This window comes from Porphyrobacter sp. THAI-01a, assembly GCF_056868655.1.
In genome coordinates, this window is record NZ_CP180579.1 from 1,636,381 (window position 1) to 1,651,360 (window position 14,980).

At 67.9% G+C, this 14,980-nt stretch carries 14 protein-coding genes; 10 read left to right on the top strand and 4 right to left on the bottom strand.

Translation table 11 applies throughout. The features are described 5' to 3' along the window. Positions 1 to 17: 17 nt before the first annotated feature. From ACMX37_RS07945 to ACMX37_RS07970, 6 genes are all read left to right on the top strand, one after another. Positions 18 to 1,235 carry a penicillin-binding protein activator gene (locus ACMX37_RS07945; protein WP_483148306.1) on the top strand — a complete coding sequence of 406 codons (1,218 nt, stop codon included), beginning with the start codon at positions 18 to 20 and terminating at the stop codon, positions 1,233 to 1,235. Between the two features lie 57 nt (positions 1,236 to 1,292). Then, positions 1,293 to 3,293 carry a DNA topoisomerase IV subunit B gene (parE, locus tag ACMX37_RS07950; RefSeq protein ID WP_483148307.1) on the top strand — a complete coding sequence of 667 codons (2,001 nt, stop codon included), beginning with the start codon at positions 1,293 to 1,295 and terminating at the stop codon, positions 3,291 to 3,293. 75 nt (positions 3,294 to 3,368) lie between these two features. Beyond that, positions 3,369 to 3,893: an RNA polymerase sigma factor gene (locus tag ACMX37_RS07955; protein ID WP_483148308.1), complete on the top strand. Its 525-nt coding sequence runs from the start codon at positions 3,369 to 3,371 to the stop codon at positions 3,891 to 3,893. Further along, on the top strand, positions 3,890 to 4,483 hold the full coding sequence (locus tag ACMX37_RS07960) for a hypothetical protein (protein ID WP_483148309.1): 594 nt from the start codon (positions 3,890 to 3,892) through the stop codon (positions 4,481 to 4,483). The genes ACMX37_RS07955 and ACMX37_RS07960 overlap by 4 nt, the downstream gene beginning before the upstream one ends. Before the next feature lie 29 nt (positions 4,484 to 4,512). Further along, on the top strand, positions 4,513 to 5,823 hold the full coding sequence (locus tag ACMX37_RS07965; protein ID WP_483148310.1) for a serine hydrolase: 1,311 nt from the start codon (positions 4,513 to 4,515) through the stop codon (positions 5,821 to 5,823). An 82-nt stretch (positions 5,824 to 5,905) separates the two neighbouring features. Continuing rightward, a complete protein-coding gene (locus ACMX37_RS07970; RefSeq protein ID WP_483148311.1) occupies positions 5,906 to 6,766 on the top strand; it encodes an AAA family ATPase in 861 nt (286 codons plus the stop codon). Between the two features lie 16 nt (positions 6,767 to 6,782). Here the strand turns inward: ACMX37_RS07970 and ACMX37_RS07975 are convergent, their stop codons facing one another. After that, positions 6,783 to 8,183, bottom strand: coding sequence for a methyl-accepting chemotaxis protein (locus ACMX37_RS07975; RefSeq protein ID WP_483148312.1), 1,401 nt, complete (start codon positions 8,181 to 8,183; stop codon positions 6,783 to 6,785). A gap of 135 nt (positions 8,184 to 8,318) precedes the next feature. Between ACMX37_RS07975 and ACMX37_RS07980 the strand changes: the two genes are divergently transcribed. Together ACMX37_RS07980 and ACMX37_RS07985 are read left to right on the top strand one after the other, a co-directional pair. Then, positions 8,319 to 9,503, top strand: a complete 1,185-nt coding sequence (locus ACMX37_RS07980) for a vWA domain-containing protein (protein ID WP_088914310.1) — start codon at positions 8,319 to 8,321, stop codon at positions 9,501 to 9,503. Positions 9,504 to 9,560: 57 nt separating this feature from the next. Further along, positions 9,561 to 9,911, top strand: a complete 351-nt coding sequence (locus tag ACMX37_RS07985) for a hypothetical protein (protein ID WP_483148313.1) — start codon at positions 9,561 to 9,563, stop codon at positions 9,909 to 9,911. A 9-nt stretch (positions 9,912 to 9,920) separates the two neighbouring features. Here ACMX37_RS07985 and ACMX37_RS07990 read toward each other — a convergent pair whose 3' ends face one another. Then, the gene (locus ACMX37_RS07990; RefSeq protein WP_483148314.1) at positions 9,921 to 11,213 is read right to left on the bottom strand and encodes a spinster family MFS transporter; all 1,293 of its coding nucleotides are present in this window, start codon (positions 11,211 to 11,213) and stop codon (positions 9,921 to 9,923) included. An 84-nt stretch (positions 11,214 to 11,297) separates the two neighbouring features. Beyond that, positions 11,298 to 12,497, bottom strand: a complete 1,200-nt coding sequence (locus tag ACMX37_RS07995; RefSeq protein WP_483148315.1) for an exo-beta-N-acetylmuramidase NamZ family protein — start codon at positions 12,495 to 12,497, stop codon at positions 11,298 to 11,300. Between the two features lie 89 nt (positions 12,498 to 12,586). Between ACMX37_RS07995 and ACMX37_RS08000 the strand changes: the two genes are divergently transcribed. After that, the gene (locus ACMX37_RS08000; protein WP_483148316.1) at positions 12,587 to 13,090 is read left to right on the top strand and encodes a TspO/MBR family protein; all 504 of its coding nucleotides are present in this window, start codon (positions 12,587 to 12,589) and stop codon (positions 13,088 to 13,090) included. Here ACMX37_RS08000 and ACMX37_RS08005 read toward each other — a convergent pair. Next, positions 13,087 to 13,602 (bottom strand): DOMON-like domain-containing protein, encoded by a 516-nt coding sequence (locus ACMX37_RS08005; protein WP_483148317.1) that lies wholly within the window; start codon positions 13,600 to 13,602, stop codon positions 13,087 to 13,089. The genes ACMX37_RS08000 and ACMX37_RS08005 overlap by 4 nt on opposite strands. A gap of 77 nt (positions 13,603 to 13,679) precedes the next feature. Here ACMX37_RS08005 and tyrS point away from each other — a divergent pair, with 77 nt between their 5' ends. Further along, positions 13,680 to 14,909 carry a tyrosine--tRNA ligase gene (gene tyrS / locus ACMX37_RS08010; protein WP_483148318.1) on the top strand — a complete coding sequence of 410 codons (1,230 nt, stop codon included), beginning with the start codon at positions 13,680 to 13,682 and terminating at the stop codon, positions 14,907 to 14,909. Positions 14,910 to 14,980: the final 71 nt, after the last annotated feature.

Here is a 14,980-nt window from a genome sequence, read left to right on the forward strand (position 1 = left end):
CTGAGGGGTCGGCAAGAATGAAGCTTTGGGCGGGATCGAATTGGGCCGCACGGCTCGGGCACGCGGCGCAGCGCATCGCGCCTGCCGTTCCGGCGCGCAACGTGGCACTGGCCGGCGCGGCGCTGCTGGCGGCGGGGTGCCAGGTGATCCCCAAGACCGACGTGGCGACCACCGCCCCGCCCGCGCCCGCGCCCGAACCCTCGGCGACCGCGCTCCCGACCGACACGGGCCGCCACCGCATTGCCCTGCTGGTGCCGATGTCGGGCGATACCGGGCCTGTCGGGCAGGCGATCGCCAATGCCACCACCATGGCGCTGCTCGATACGGGCGCGGACAATCTGCGCATCACCACCTACGACACCTCGGCCGGCATCGGCGGAGCGGCGCAGAAAGCGATCGCCGACGGCAACAAGCTGATCCTCGGCCCGCTGACCTCCGATGCCGTCCCCGCGGTGCAGATGGCGGCGCGTCCGGCCGGCGTGCCGGTGATCGCCTTCGCCAACGACGCCTCGGTCGCCAGCGCCGATGTCTTCGTGATCGGACACCTGCCCGAACAGTCGATCCGCCGCACCGTTCAATATGCGCGCGGCAAGGGCGCAGGCCGCTTCGCCGTGCTCGCCCCCGAAGGCGACTACGGCACCCGCGCCGTCTCGGTGCTGGAGAACGCCCTCAGGGATTTCGGCGGCGCACTGGTGCGGCGCGAGAGCTATGCGCGCGGCAACACCTCGATCGTCAGCGCGGCCGCAAGGCTGCGGGCGGCGGGGGGCTACGACACGGTGCTGATCGCCGATTCCGCCCGGCTCGGGGTCGATGCCGCGGGCGAGCTCAACAAGACCGCCCGCAATCGCACGCGGATTCTCGGCACCGAGTTGTGGAGCGGCGATGCCGTGCTCACCCGGGCGGCCTCGCTCGAAGGCGCGCTGTTCGCCGCCGTCTCGGACCAGCGCTACGCCCGCTTCGCCGACAGCTACGCCGCCCGCTTCGGCGCCCAGCCCTACCGGGTGGCGACGCTCGGCTATGATGCCGTGCTGCTGACCCTGAGGGTGGCGCGCGACTGGAAGGTGGGCACGCCCTTCCCCAAGAACGAGCTCTACGACAAGGGCGGGTTCCTCGGGGTCGACGGGGCGTTCCGGTTCGGGCGGGGCGGCGTGATCGAGCGGGCGCTCGAGGTGCGCGAGGTCCGCGGCGGCGAGGTCGTGCCGGTCGATCCGGCCCCGACCGGCTTCGGCAAGTGAGTATAATCGCGGGGGGTGGCTTGTGAGGCTCCGCGCGGCGGCCCTATAACCGCGCGCATGGCCGATACCTCCCCCGACGATCTCTTCGCCAACACCCCGACCTCCAGCGGCGACTACAACGCCTCCGCCATCGAGGTGCTGGAGGGGCTGGAGCCCGTCCGCCGCCGACCGGGGATGTATATCGGCGGTACCGACGACCGCGCCTATCACCACCTTGCCGCCGAAGTGCTCGACAACGCGATGGACGAGGCGGTGGCGGGCCATGCGACGCGGATCGAGGTGCGCCTCGACGAAGGCAACCGCCTCTCCATCGCCGACAACGGCCGCGGCATCCCGGTCGACGAGCACCCGAAGTTTCCGGGCAAGTCGACGCTGGAGGTGATCCTTTCGACGCTCCACTCGGGCGGCAAGTTCTCCGGGAAGGCCTATGCCACCAGCGGCGGCCTCCACGGGGTCGGGATCAGCGTTGTCAATGCGCTGTCGTCCCACACCCGTGTCGAGGTGGCGCGCGACAAGCAGCTTTACGCGCAGGAATTCGCGCGCGGGGTGACGCAGGGCCCGATCCAGAACCTCGGCCCGACGCCCAACCGGCGCGGGACGACCGTCACCTTCGTCCCCGACACCGAGATCTTCGGCGAGCGCAGCTTCAACCCCAAGCGCCTGTTCAAGCTGGCGCGCTCCAAGGCCTACCTCTTCGCGGGCGTCGAGATCCGCTGGAAATGCGCAGCCAGCCTCGCGTCGGAGGACGTGCCGGCGGAAGCCGTGTTCAAGTTCCCCGGCGGGCTTGCCGATCACCTCGCCGAACAGGTCGGCACGCGCGAATGCGTGACCGCCCAGCCCTTCACCGGCTCGCAGGACTTCCCGCAGGTGGACGGCGTCCAGCAGGGCCGGGTCGAATGGGCAATCGCCTGGCCGCTCTATTCCGACGGTGCGACGAGCTGGTACTGCAACACCGTCCCCACCCCCGATGGCGGGACGCACGAACAGGGCCTGCGCACCGCGCTCACCCGGGGCCTCAGGGCCTTCGGCGAGCTGGTGGGCCAGAAGAAGGCCAAGGACATCACCGCGGATGACGTGATGACAGGCGCGGAAGTGATGCTCTCGGTCTTCATCCGCGATCCCCAGTTCCAGTCCCAGACCAAGGACCGCCTCACCTCGCCCGAGGCCGCGCGCCTCGTCGAGAACGCGGTCCGCGACCACTTCGACCATTTCCTCGCCGACAACATGGAGCGCGGGAAGGCGCTGCTGGGCGAGGTGATGGATCGCATGGACGAGCGCCTGAAGCGCAAGCAGGAGCGCGAGATCAAGCGCAAGAGCGCCACGAATGCGAAGAAGCTGCGCCTGCCCGGCAAGCTCACCGATTGCTCCGGCGAAGGCGGGCGCGAGACCGAACTCTTCATCGTCGAGGGCGACAGCGCGGGAGGCAGCGCCAAGCAGGCGCGCGACCGCAAGAGCCAGGCGATCCTGCCGATCCGCGGCAAGATCCTCAACGTCGCCAGCGCCACCGCCGACAAGATCCGCGCCAACAGTGAAATCGCCGACCTGATCCTCGCGCTGGGCTGCGGCACCCGCAAGGACTGCGACGCGGGCAACCTGCGCTACGATCGCATCATCATCATGACCGACGCCGACGTCGACGGCGCGCATATCGCGACGCTGCTGATGACCTTCTTTTTCCAGGAAATGCCCGACATCGTGCGGCGCGGGCACCTGTTCCTCGCGCAGCCCCCGCTCTACCGCCTGACCGCGGGCAAGGAGAGCCGCTACGCCCGCGACGATGCGCACCGGGCGGAGCTGGAGGCCACGGTGTTCAAGGGCCGGAAGGTCGAGGTCAGCCGCTTCAAGGGCCTCGGCGAGATGAACCCGCAGCAACTGCGCGAGACCACCATGGCGCCCGAGACCCGCAGCCTCATCCGCATCACCCTGCCGCAGGAATTCGAGCAGCGCGCCGGGATCGCGCGGCTCGTCGACGAGCTGATGGGCCGCAACCCCGAACACCGCTTCAACTTCATCCAGAACCGCGCGGGCGACGTTGACCGCGACCTGATCGACGCCTGAGGCGGCGTTTCCGCCCGCCACAGAAAAAATCGCCCCCTCGTGTAAGGAATCCGCTCCGGCGGGGACTAAGGGGGCATGACCGAAGCGATCGAACAGCTCTACCGGCAGGCCGGCGCGCAATTCGCCCCGGCACTGGCGCGTCTCGCCCGCTCGGTCGAGCGTGACGCCGACAAGGCGCGCGATCTCGAGCAGGAGATGCACTGCGCGCTGTGGCGCAGCCTCGCGCGGTTCGAGGGGCAATGTGCGCTGAAGACCTGGGTCTACCGCGTCGCCCACAATGTCGCTGCCGATCATGTCGCGCAGGCCGTGCGCGGGCTCAGGCGGGTGCCGCTCGAGGAAATCGAGGCCTTGCCCTCGCCGGGCAACATCGAGGCCGAGGCCGGAGAGGCGCTGGTGCTGGCGCAGGTCGGCGCGCTGATCCGCCGGCTGCCCCCCGTCGACATGCAGGTGATCGTGCTGTGGCTCGAAGGCGAGACCGCCGCCGCCATCGCCGAGATCACCGGCCTTTCGCCCGGCGCGGTCAATGTCCGCGTCCACCGCATCAAGGCCCTGCTGGCCCGCCACTTCAACCCCGACGAAAAGCCGGAGAGCGACGCATGAGCAACGCCCCCTTCCCCCTGTGGACCGCCGCTGCCGAAGACGCGGCCTTCACCGATCCTGCCGCCTGCGCCGCGCGGGCGGGCAGTTTCGAGCGCCAGATCGCCCGCCGCAACCGCCGCGAAAGGCTTGCCGGGTGGATCCAGCTTCCGGTCTGGGCCGGAATGGCGGGGTTCTTCCTGTGGCAGGGCGAATGGCTCACCGCGCTGTCGCTGCTGCTGACCGGCGCTGGCGTGCTGCTGGTGCTGCGCAACCTCGCGCGCCGCGCCGACAATCTCCCGCCCCGGCCCGAGGAGCCGTGCCTTGCCCACCTCGAACGGCAATACCGCCACCAGCTCGCCGCGCTCCGCAGCGTTCCCCTGTGGTATATCGGCCCGCTGGTGCCCGGCACGCTGGCCTTCTTCGCCGCGGTCACCGCGCGGGTGGCCGAAAGCAGGGGCTGGAGCGCCGCGCTGGAGGGGGCGGTCGTTCCCTTTGCCGTGACCTTCGGGATATTCCTCGCCGTGATACTGCTCAACCGCCTCGCCGCGCGCTCCATCGCGACCGACATCGCGCGGATCAGGGCGCTGGCGCCGGACGGACAATCGACCTAGACCATGCAGACGCGAGAGGAGTGAAGCCCATGATCCGCAGAGTCTTTTTCGGCCTCGCACTGGCGGCAGGAACGCCGCTCGCCGCCCCGCTCGGCGCGCAGACGCAGGGGCCCGCGCCCGCTGCTGTACAGGAGCAGACCGCGCTCGAATCGCGTGCTGGCCAAGTGGTCGACCTTCTGAACGGCACGGCCAGGCCCGAGGACATCTTCACCGCCGGCTTCCGCGCCGCCATCGCCGACGCCCAGATCAAGGCGCTCGCCACAAGCCTCGTCTCGCAGTTCGGCCCCGCGCGCGAGGTCGCCCTGCTCGCCCCGCGCGAGGGCACCCGCGCCGCGCTGGAGATCCGCTTCGAACGCGGCATCGCCCGCGGCGGGATCGCGATCGACCCGGCCGAGGACAACCGGGTAAGCGAATTGCGTTTCACCCAGGTGGATTCGCTGGCGGTGGCGGGAGACACGCCCGATGCCATCGCCGCCGAGCTCGCCGCGCTCCCCGGCACCGTCAACGCCTTGTTCGCCCCGCTCGGCGAGGGCGCGCCGGTGATCGGCCTCGAAGCCGCGCGGCCGCTGGCGCTCGGATCGACCTTCAAGCTCTATGTTCTCGCCGCGCTCGCCGAGGACGTGAAGGCGGGGCGGCGCAAGTGGAGCGATGTCGTGCCGCTCTCGGAGAAGAGCTATCCCAGCGGCCGGTTGCAGGACTGGCCGAAGGGCGCGCCGGTGACGCTCCATACCCTCGCCGCCCTGATGATCTCGATCAGCGACAACACCGCCACCGACCAGCTTGTCCGGCTGCTCGGGCAGGAGCGGCTGCAAAAGATGCTGCGCGACAGCGGCCATGCGAACCCGGCCGCGAACGATCCCTTCCTGACAACGCGCGAGATGTTCCTCCTGAAGGCCGGATCGCCCGCGCAGATCGAGGAGTGGCGCGGGGGCAGCGCCGTCAGCCGCGCCGCCATCGCCGCCAAGGCCGGGCAGACCGACCTGCCGCTCGACACCATCAACGCCGCCTTCGCGGGCGGGCCCAAGGCGCTCGACATCGAATGGTTCGCCGCTCCGGCCGATCTTGCCCGCCTGTTCGCCCACATGCGCCGCACCGCCGATCCCGAAGCCTTCCGGATCATGGCGATCAACCCCTCGGCCACCGAAACGATCAAGGCCAACTGGCCCTATATCGGCTTCAAGGGCGGCAGCGAGCCGGGGGTGATCAATCTCACCTGGCTGCTGACCGGCAAGGACGGGCGCGACTGGGTGCTCAGTCTCGGGTGGAACGACCCGGCGGCGGTGGTGGACCAGGGCAAGTTCGAGGCGCTCGCCCAGCGAATCCTGCTACTGCCTCGCTGATTTGCGAGGGGGAGCCCCCTTGCGCAGCGCCAGCGTGCCGCTTATCGCTGGCGCGCCGAATTCAGTCTCACAAGGAAACCCGATGTCAGAGCAGCAGCAGCGTTTCGAAGGCACCAAGTCCTATATCGCGACCGAGGATCTCAAGGTCGCGGTCAATGCCGCCGTCACCCTGCGCCGCCCGCTGCTGGTCAAGGGCGAGCCCGGCACGGGCAAGACCGTGCTGGCGCACGAGATCTCGAAGGCCTTGGGCGCGCCGCTGATCGAGTGGAACATCAAGTCCACCACCAAGGCCCAGCAGGGCCTTTACGAATATGACGCGGTCGCCCGCCTGCGCGACGGCCAGCTCGGCGAGGAGCGGGTCCACGACATCCGCAACTACATCAAGAAGGGCAAGCTGTGGGAGGCCTTCACCTCCGAGAAGCTGCCCGTCCTGCTGATCGACGAGATCGACAAGGCCGACATCGAGTTCCCGAACGACCTCCTCCAGGAGCTCGATCGCATGAGCTTCGACGTCTACGAGACGCAGGAGCGCATCACGGCGAAGGAACGCCCGATCGTCGTCATCACCTCGAACAACGAGAAGGAACTGCCCGACGCCTTCCTGCGCCGCTGCTTCTTCCACTACATCAAGTTCCCCGACCGCGAGACGATGCAGGACATCATCGACGTCCACTTCCCCGGCATCCAGAAGACGCTGGTGAAGAAGGCGATGGACATCTTCTACGACCTGCGCGAGGTGCCGGGCCTGAAGAAGAAGCCCTCGACCAGCGAGCTGCTCGACTGGCTCAAGCTGCTCCTCAACGAGGACATGCCACTGGATGTGCTCCAGAGCAGCAACCCCGCGAGCGCCATCCCGCCGCTCCACGGCGCGCTCTTGAAGAACGAGCAGGACATCATGCTGTTCGAACGCCTCGCCTTCATGGCCCGGCGCAATCCGAGCTGAGGGCGCTCGGGCGGGGTCAGTCGAAGCTGTAGGCCAGCTCGAAATCGCCCCAGCGGCGCCCGCCGATCACCAGCGGCACATAGACATTGCGCACCACCCGGTAGGTCGTCCCGTCGCCCTCCTGGCGGTAGACGGCCATCATGTAAGCATCGCTCGAAACCTTGGCCTTGCGGTCGATCGCCTCGAGCATGATCCGCCCGTTGCGGCAAAACTGGGTGTCGTGATTGATGTCGCCGGTGGGGGTGCGGCTGCGCTCGGTGAGGTGGGTCGGCAGGAAACCGTTCATGTCGGTGCAGGCGGCAGCCAGCACGCGGGGATCGCTCGCCTTGGCGCGGTCGAGGAAGGGGCGCCATTCGGCATGGGCCCAGTCGGTGAGGCGCGTGCGGAACAGCGGAGGATTGGTGCCGGGAACGGGCTGGTAATCGGTGTCGAACAGCGCCGCCATCGTCACCGCGCCTCTCGCGAGCGCGGCCTCGGTGTGGGCGGTGAGTTCCTGCATCATCGCCTGCGCCTGGGCGACCATCGCGCTGTCCTCGGGGCTGAGGCCGGCATGGACGATGCGGTCGAACATCTCGCTCGCCGTGATCTCGAGCTCTTCCATCTTGCGGTGCGCGCCGTGGAGCCGGTCCTCGTTGGACCGCGCTGCGGCATCGAACCCGGTCAGCACGCGCTGGACCTTGTCGACATGGCTGCTGATCGTCCCGGTCGAGCGGGCGATGACGTCGTTCTGCTTGTCGACCTCCTCGACGAGGGCGCCGACATTGGCGATGGTGCTCTCGATCCGGGCGACCGAAGCGCGCGCCTCGCCGCTGGCCTTCGAGCCCGCCTCGATCCGGCCGATCACCACCTCCGCCTCGCCGCCGAGCGCGTCGATGGTGGCGGCGATTTCCTCGGTCGCCTTGCGGGTGTCGCTGGCGAGGCTCTTCACCTCGCTCGCGACGACGGCGAAGGTGCGGCCTGCGTCCCCGGCGCGCATCGCCTCGATGGTGGCGTTCAGCGCGAGGATGTTGGTGGTCTCGGCAATCTCGCCGATGTCCTGCGCCGAGCGCCGGACCTGCTCCATCGCGGCCGAAAAGCTGGTGACGTGCTGGCCGAGGGTATCGACCAGTTCGATCAGCGAGGCGATCTGGCCGAGCGAGGACTGGATTAGCGCCGTGCCCTCCGACAGGCGCTCGATCGCGCGTTCGGACAGCAGCCGCGCCTCGTCGCTAGCCTCGGCGACCTTGGACTGGTCGGCCTCGAGCGCGCGGACCGTCTCGGCCAGCGCCTCGTGTTCCGAACGCAGGGTCTTGGACGAGGCGATCACCGCCTCGACCACGCCGGCCACGTCGGTGCAGCCGACGGTCACCGCGCCGCAGCTCTCGGGGATCATCCCAAGGGCATGGGCATTGGCGGTATCGATGGCGAGCTGGTTCATGTGCGGTTCGCGGCCCCTGTTTGGCGTGCGGCGACCCTAGGCGCAGGATGGTAAGCGAAGCGTTAAGCGGCGCGGCATTCCCCTCGCAAGAATGGGGACTGGTCAGCCTGCGGCGCGCGGGTTAAGCAGCCCTCTATGTTCTTCAATTTCGTCGACGAGCTTCGCGCCGCCGGGATCGGCGCCTCCTTCAAGGAGCACCTCACCCTGCTGGAGGCGCTCGACAAGGACGTGATCGAGCAGACGCCCGAGGCGTTCTACTACCTCTCCCGCGCGACCTTCGTGAAGGACGAAGGCCTGCTCGACCGCTTCGACCAGGTGTTCCAGAAGGTCTTCAAGGGGATCATGACCGATTATGGCCAGAACCCCGTCGACATTCCCGAAGACTGGCTGAAGGCCGTCGCCGAGAAGTTCCTCACGCCCGAGGAGATGGAGAAGATCAAGTCGCTGGGTGACTGGGACGAGATCATGGAGACGCTCAAGAAGCGGCTCGAGGAACAGGAAAAGCGCCACCAGGGCGGCAACAAGTGGATCGGCACGGGGGGCACCAGCCCCTTCGGCAATTCGGGCTACAACCCCGAAGGCGTGCGGATCGGCGGGGAGTCCAAGCACGGCCGCGCGATCAAGGTCTGGGAAAAGCGCGAGTTCAAGAACCTCGACAACACCAAGGAACTCGGCACCCGCAACATCAAGATGGCGCTGCGCCGCCTCAGGCGCTTCGCCCGGGAGGGCGCGGCCGACGAGCTCGACATTCCCGGCACGATCGAAGGCACGGCGAAGCAGGGCTGGCTCGATATCCGGATGCGGCCCGAACGCAGGAATGCCGTCAAGCTGCTGCTGTTCCTCGATGTCGGCGGGTCGATGGACCCCTTCATCAAGCTCGTCGAGGAGCTGTTCAGCGCAGCCACCGCGGAGTTCAAGAACCTCGAGTTCTTCTACTTCCACAACTGCCTCTACGAAGGCGTGTGGAAGGACAACAAGCGCCGCTGGCAGGAACGCACCAAGACCTGGGACGTGCTCCACAAATACGGTCATGACTACAAGATCGTCTTCGTCGGTGACGCGGCGATGAGCCCCTACGAGATCACCCATCCGGGCGGCTCGGTCGAGCACATGAACGAGGAGGCGGGCGCGGTGTGGCTCCAGCGCGTCACCAACACCTATCCTGCGACCGTGTGGCTCAACCCCGTGCCGGAGAAGCAGTGGGGCTATTCGCAGTCGACCAAGATGATCAAGCAACTGGTGGGCGACCGGATGTATCCGCTCACGCTCGAGGGGCTCGACGACGCGATGCGGGAACTCAGCCGCAAGCACGGGGCGTGACCGGGGCCTTCAGAAGCGTCTGAAATCGTGATATTCTCCTCGTCGGAGGAGAACGCCATGCAACCGTTTGCCCTGCCGCTTGCCGCGCTTGCCCTGCTGGGCGCCGCCGATACGCCCCCTGCCCCGCCTGCCGGGCCGCAGGCTGCCCTGCGCGAGGCAGGGCCCGTCACCCCGTCCGACGCGGAATGCCGCGACCGCATCACCCATGCCCGCGAGGCTGCCGGCAAGCCGCCGCTGCTCGAGCGCGAACCGGCCTCGCCCGACAGGCCCTACCTGATCTACGCCGTCGACCGGCGTCAGGACGGCTGCGCGGTGATGGTGATGAAGGGCGATCCGGCCGATATCCGGCCGCTCCCCGTGCGGCCCGACGGCGCGGCGCGGATCATCCCGCTCGGAAACGGGAAGTAGGCCGCCGCCTCAGCCCTTGCGGTCCAGCTCCGCATCGAGGTGCAGGCTGCACCGCCAGAAGAAGAAGGCCGGCACCAGCCCCAGCACCGCCGCCCCGTAGAGCACGTAGCGCACCGAGTCGGCGCCATAGGCCGGCTGCAGCCAGTCCGACAGCATCCCGAAGAACAGCGGCCCCAGCCCTAGCCCGATGAGGTTCTGGAAGAACAGCAACGCGGCGGCCGCAATCGCTCGCGCCTTGATCGGCACCAGCCCCTGCGCCGCCGAATAGCACGGTCCGTAATAGAGCGAGTTGCACACCTGCGGGACGAAGATCAGCGCCAGCGCGAGCGGCCAGCTCGGCGCATTATAGGCGGCGATGGCGAGCGGCACGGCAAGCGCCATGCCCACCGCCGGCGCGGTCAGCACATGGCGGCGGTTCCGCGCGCCGAAGCGGTCGGCAAGATAACCGCCGAGCCACGTGCCGATGATGCCCCCCACCCCGCCGATGATCCCGAACCACAGCCCGACCTGCCCCGGGGTCATGTCGTGGGTGCGCTGGAAGAAGATCGTGGTCCATGTGGTCTTGCCGTAGGACAGGAACGCGGCCGCCGAGCCCGCCAGCACCAGCAGCACGAAGGCCCGCGAGCGCATGACCTCGGCCACCGCCTGACCCAATGGCAGCGCGGCGGGTTGGCTGCTTGCACGCAGCTGGGCTGCGGCGTCAGAGCGGCGCGGGTCTTTCAGCACGAACCACACGACCAGCGCGAGGGCGACGCCGGGCAGCCCCACCACCACGAAGGCCTCGCGCCACCCGAGATAGTCGGCCAGCAAGCCACCGATCACCATGCCCAGCAGCGAACCGATCGGAATGCCGAGCGAATAGAAGGCAAGCGCCGAGGCGCGCTTTTCGGGCGGGACCATGTCGCTGATGAGCGAATGCGCCGGAGGCGTGCAGCCTGCCTCGCCCACGCCGACACCGATGCGGGCAAGCAGCAGCTGCCAGAAGTTCTGCGCCACCCCGCACAGCGCCGTCATCCCCGACCACAGCGCCAGCGCCACCGCGATGAGCTTCGGGCGGCTCGTGGTCGGCCGGTCGGCCAGCCTCGCGATGGGGATGCCCAGCACGGTGTAGAACAGCGCGAAGGCAAGGCCCGTCATCAGCCCGATCTGGGTGTCGCTGAGCTCGAGGTCGACGGCGATGGGCTCGGCCAGGATGTTGACGATCTGGCGGTCGATGAAATTGAAGATGTAGACCGTCAGCAGGATCCACAGGGTCAATCGAACGGACTGCGAGCCGGACACGGAGTCCGCTGTGGTGGCCATCTTGTCTTCTCTCCCATCGGTGGCGGTTCGTCCGCCATCCCTTGTCATGTCGTGGCCCGGTGGTTGCCTGGGCATTGACGCCAATCAGTAAAGCAGGTGCCCTCGCACCGCGGCAACCCACGCCGCCTCGTCATGTGACGTCATGGCGTCGAGATCATGCGGCGTCGCGGTCGGGTCGTCCACCCATTCGCGCAAGGAAGGGCCACCGTTGATGACGTCGATCGCAAGGCGGGTGAGCTCGTATTCGTAGGGGAAGTCGCGCCACAGCGGATAGTCGGGATAGAGCAGGCGGATCGCCTTGAAGGCCAGCGCCTGCATGCGCCAGGGGCGGAAGGCCTGATGGCTGTAGAAATCGCCTTCCGCGTGGATCATCAGAGCGTTGCAGAGCTTTCCTGAGTGCTTGTGGAAAGTCGGCTCGAACCAGCATTCGCGGATCGCGGCACCCTCCAGCCAGTCAGGCGCGAGCTTCCTCATCACCTTCAGCACCCCGCCCGCATCGACATCGGGTGCACCGAACAGCACCTCGAGCGGGCGGGTGGTGCCCCGCCCTTCGGAGAGCGTCGTGCCCTCCAGCATAACCGTCCCGGCATAGCAGCGCGCCATGTTGAGATTGGCGGCATTGGGCGAGGGATTGATCCACAGGCGTGACGTCGGCCAGCCAAACCCGGGCGCGGCGTCAGGCTGCCAGCCCTCCATCGCCACCACCCGGTAGGCGACGTCGAGACCGAAATGCTCGATGAACCAGTGGCCCATCTCCCCCATTGTGAGCCCGTGGCGCATCGGCATCGGGGCGGCGCCGACGAAGCTTTCCTGCCCCGGCACCAGCAGCGTGCCCTCGACCGGCCGACCGGCGGGATTGGGCCGGTCGAGCACCCAGACCTCCTTGCCGGCCTTGGCCGCTTCTTCCAGCAAATACAGCAGGGTGGTGACGAAGGTGTAGATCCGGCAGCCCAGGTCCTGCAGGTCGAACAGGAACACGTCCGCGCTCGACATCATCTGCCCCGTCGGGCGGCGCACCTCGCCGTAGAGCGAGAAGATCGGGATGCCGTAGCGCGGGTCCATCTCGTCTGCGGTCTCGACCATGTTGTCCTGCTTGTCGCCCTTGAGCCCGTGCTGCGGCCCGAAGGCGCTGTTGACCTGCACGCCGGCCGCGATCAGCGCATCGAGGCTGTGGGTGAGGTCTGCCGTCACGCTCGCCGGATGGGCGACCAGCGCCACGCGGCGGCCCTTGAGTTGCTTGAGGAGTTCGGGGTCGGCGAGCAGCCGGTCGATGCCGTTGTTCATGGTCGCCAGCGTTGGAACAGCCCGCGCGCAAAGGCAATGCCTCGCGAGGGCCCCGGGAACATTGCCGCCCCCGCCGCCATTAGGGTGGCATGGACATCGACTGGACAGCCGCCGCCATCGCCGCCGGATGGGCGATCATTCTCGGCGGCGCGGGCGGCGCGCTGACCGAGATCGGGCAATGGTACCGCGACCTTCGCAAGCCGCCGTGGCAGCCGCCCGACTGGCTGTTCGGCCCCGCATGGACGGTGATTCTCGCCCTTGCCGGGTGGAGCTTCTACATCGGCCTCACGCAGGCGCCCTCTCCCGAGGCGCGCATGGGCGTCTGGGCGCTGTTCATCGTCAATTTCGTGCTCCACTTCCTGTGGTCGCCGCTGTTCTTCAAGCTGCGCCGACCCGACTGGGCGCTGGCCGAGAACGTGCTGCTGTGGCTCTCGGTGACGGCGCTGATGGTGGTGCTTCCCCGCTTGGCGGGAGACAGTCTCGCGGGCTGGCTCAACGTGCCCTATTTCATCTGGGTGAGCTTCGCCTTCGTGCTCAACTGGAAGATCGTGCAGCTCAATCGCCCCTTCGGCCGCGCCGCACCTGCACCCTAGCGTTCGACGATGATCGCGCGGCAGGCCTCGGAGTGGAACTCGGGCCTGCCGGGCGGGAAGGCGAGCGCCCAGAATTGCAGGTTGCCGTCCGGATGCTCGACGATCGCGTTGAGCGCGACCTGCGCGGGATCGGGCAGGCTCGCTGCGATGCTGGCCTTCAGGACCAGCGCCCCGTCGTCATGCGAACAGGTGACCGCGATCGCCTCGACCGGCGCATCGCGCATCCCTTCGCGGAAGGAATCGAAGTCGTAGGCCGCCCACTGGCCCGAGGGCGAGAGATTGAACTCGCGATACCAGGTGTCGCCGAGCGGCTGCCAGAAGATCTCGAAGCAGGTCGTCTTCCACAAATTGTCGCGCCGGGCGGGCGTGGCCGGGGCCGGCACCACGATCGAGGGGACATGCCCCTCGAGCCGGAATTCGGCCTCGCAGCCCTGCGGGGTGGGGAAGATGGCGGCGGTGACCGCGCGGATCGGGCCGAGATCGCAGGTCTGGTGGAGCATCAAGGGGTGCATCGCCTCTCCATGCCCCGCGCGCTGGCGGCGGGCAAGCCACTTCCCGCCGCGCCCTTGCGCTGGTAGGGCCGCGCGCCATGAGCACCTACGAATCCGCCCTTTTGCGCCTGCTCGACGAGCGCGGCTACATCCACCAGCTGACCGATGCGGCGGGGCTCGATGCCCTTGCGGCCAAGCAGATCGTGCCGGGCTATATCGGATTCGACGCCACCGCGCCCTCGCTCCATATCGGCAGCCTCGTGCAGATCATGATGCTGCGCCGCCTGCAGCAGGCCGGGCACAAGCCGGTGGTGGTGATGGGCGGCGGCACCACGCGGATTGGCGACCCCACCGGGCGCGACGAGAGCCGCAAGATGCTGACCGACGAGACCATCGAGGCCAACATCCGCTCGATCTTCACGGTGTTCGACAAGCTGTTGAAATTCGGTGACGGCCCGACCGATGCGGTGATGGTCAACAATCACGACTGGCTGGGCCAGCTCGGCTACATCGAACTGCTCCAGCAGGTCGGCACCCATTTCACCATCAACCGGATGCTGACCTTCGATTCGGTCCGTCTGCGGCTCGAGCGCGAGCAGCCGATGACCTTCCTCGAATTCAACTACATGATCCTGCAAGGCTACGATTTCAGGCACTTGAGCCGTGAACTTGGCGTGCGGTTGCAGATGGGCGGCTCCGACCAGTGGGGCAATATCGTCAACGGGATCGAGCTCGGCCGGCGCATGGACGGGACCGAGCTGTTCGGCCTGACGACCCCCCTGCTCACCACGGCCGACGGCGCGAAGATGGGCAAGACGGCCGCGGGCGCGGTGTGGCTCAACGAGGACAGCCTCCCCGCCTACGACTTCTGGCAATACTGGCGCAACGTCGACGACCGCGACGTCGGTCGCTTCCTGCGGCTGTTCACCGACTTGCCGCTCGATGAGATAAACCGCCTCGAAGCCCTTGAAGGTGCCGAGATAAATGGCGCCAAGGTGGTGCTCGCCAACGAGGTGACGAGGCTCGTTCGCGGCGAGGAGGCGGCGACGCGGGCCGAAGCCACCGCACGCGAGACGTTTGCTGGTTCGGGAGCGGGTGAAGACCTCCCCAGTCTTGCCACGGGTCCGGAGGGAATGCGCCTTGCCGCGCTGCTGACCGAGATCGGCCTCACCGCTTCCAACGGCGAGGCAAAGCGCAAGCTTGCCGAGGGTGCGGTCAAGCTCGATGGCGAGACCGTCACCGATCCCGCGCTGCTGGTCCTGCCGGCCGAAGGCCAGACCCTGCGCCTCAGCCTCGGCAAGAAGCGTCACGCGCTCGTCCACCGCTGAGGGGCGCGTCCTTTACCAATTGTCAGGCTTTCTGCGGCATCCCCGTCTCCGTGACCAAGCGGAGGGAAGGA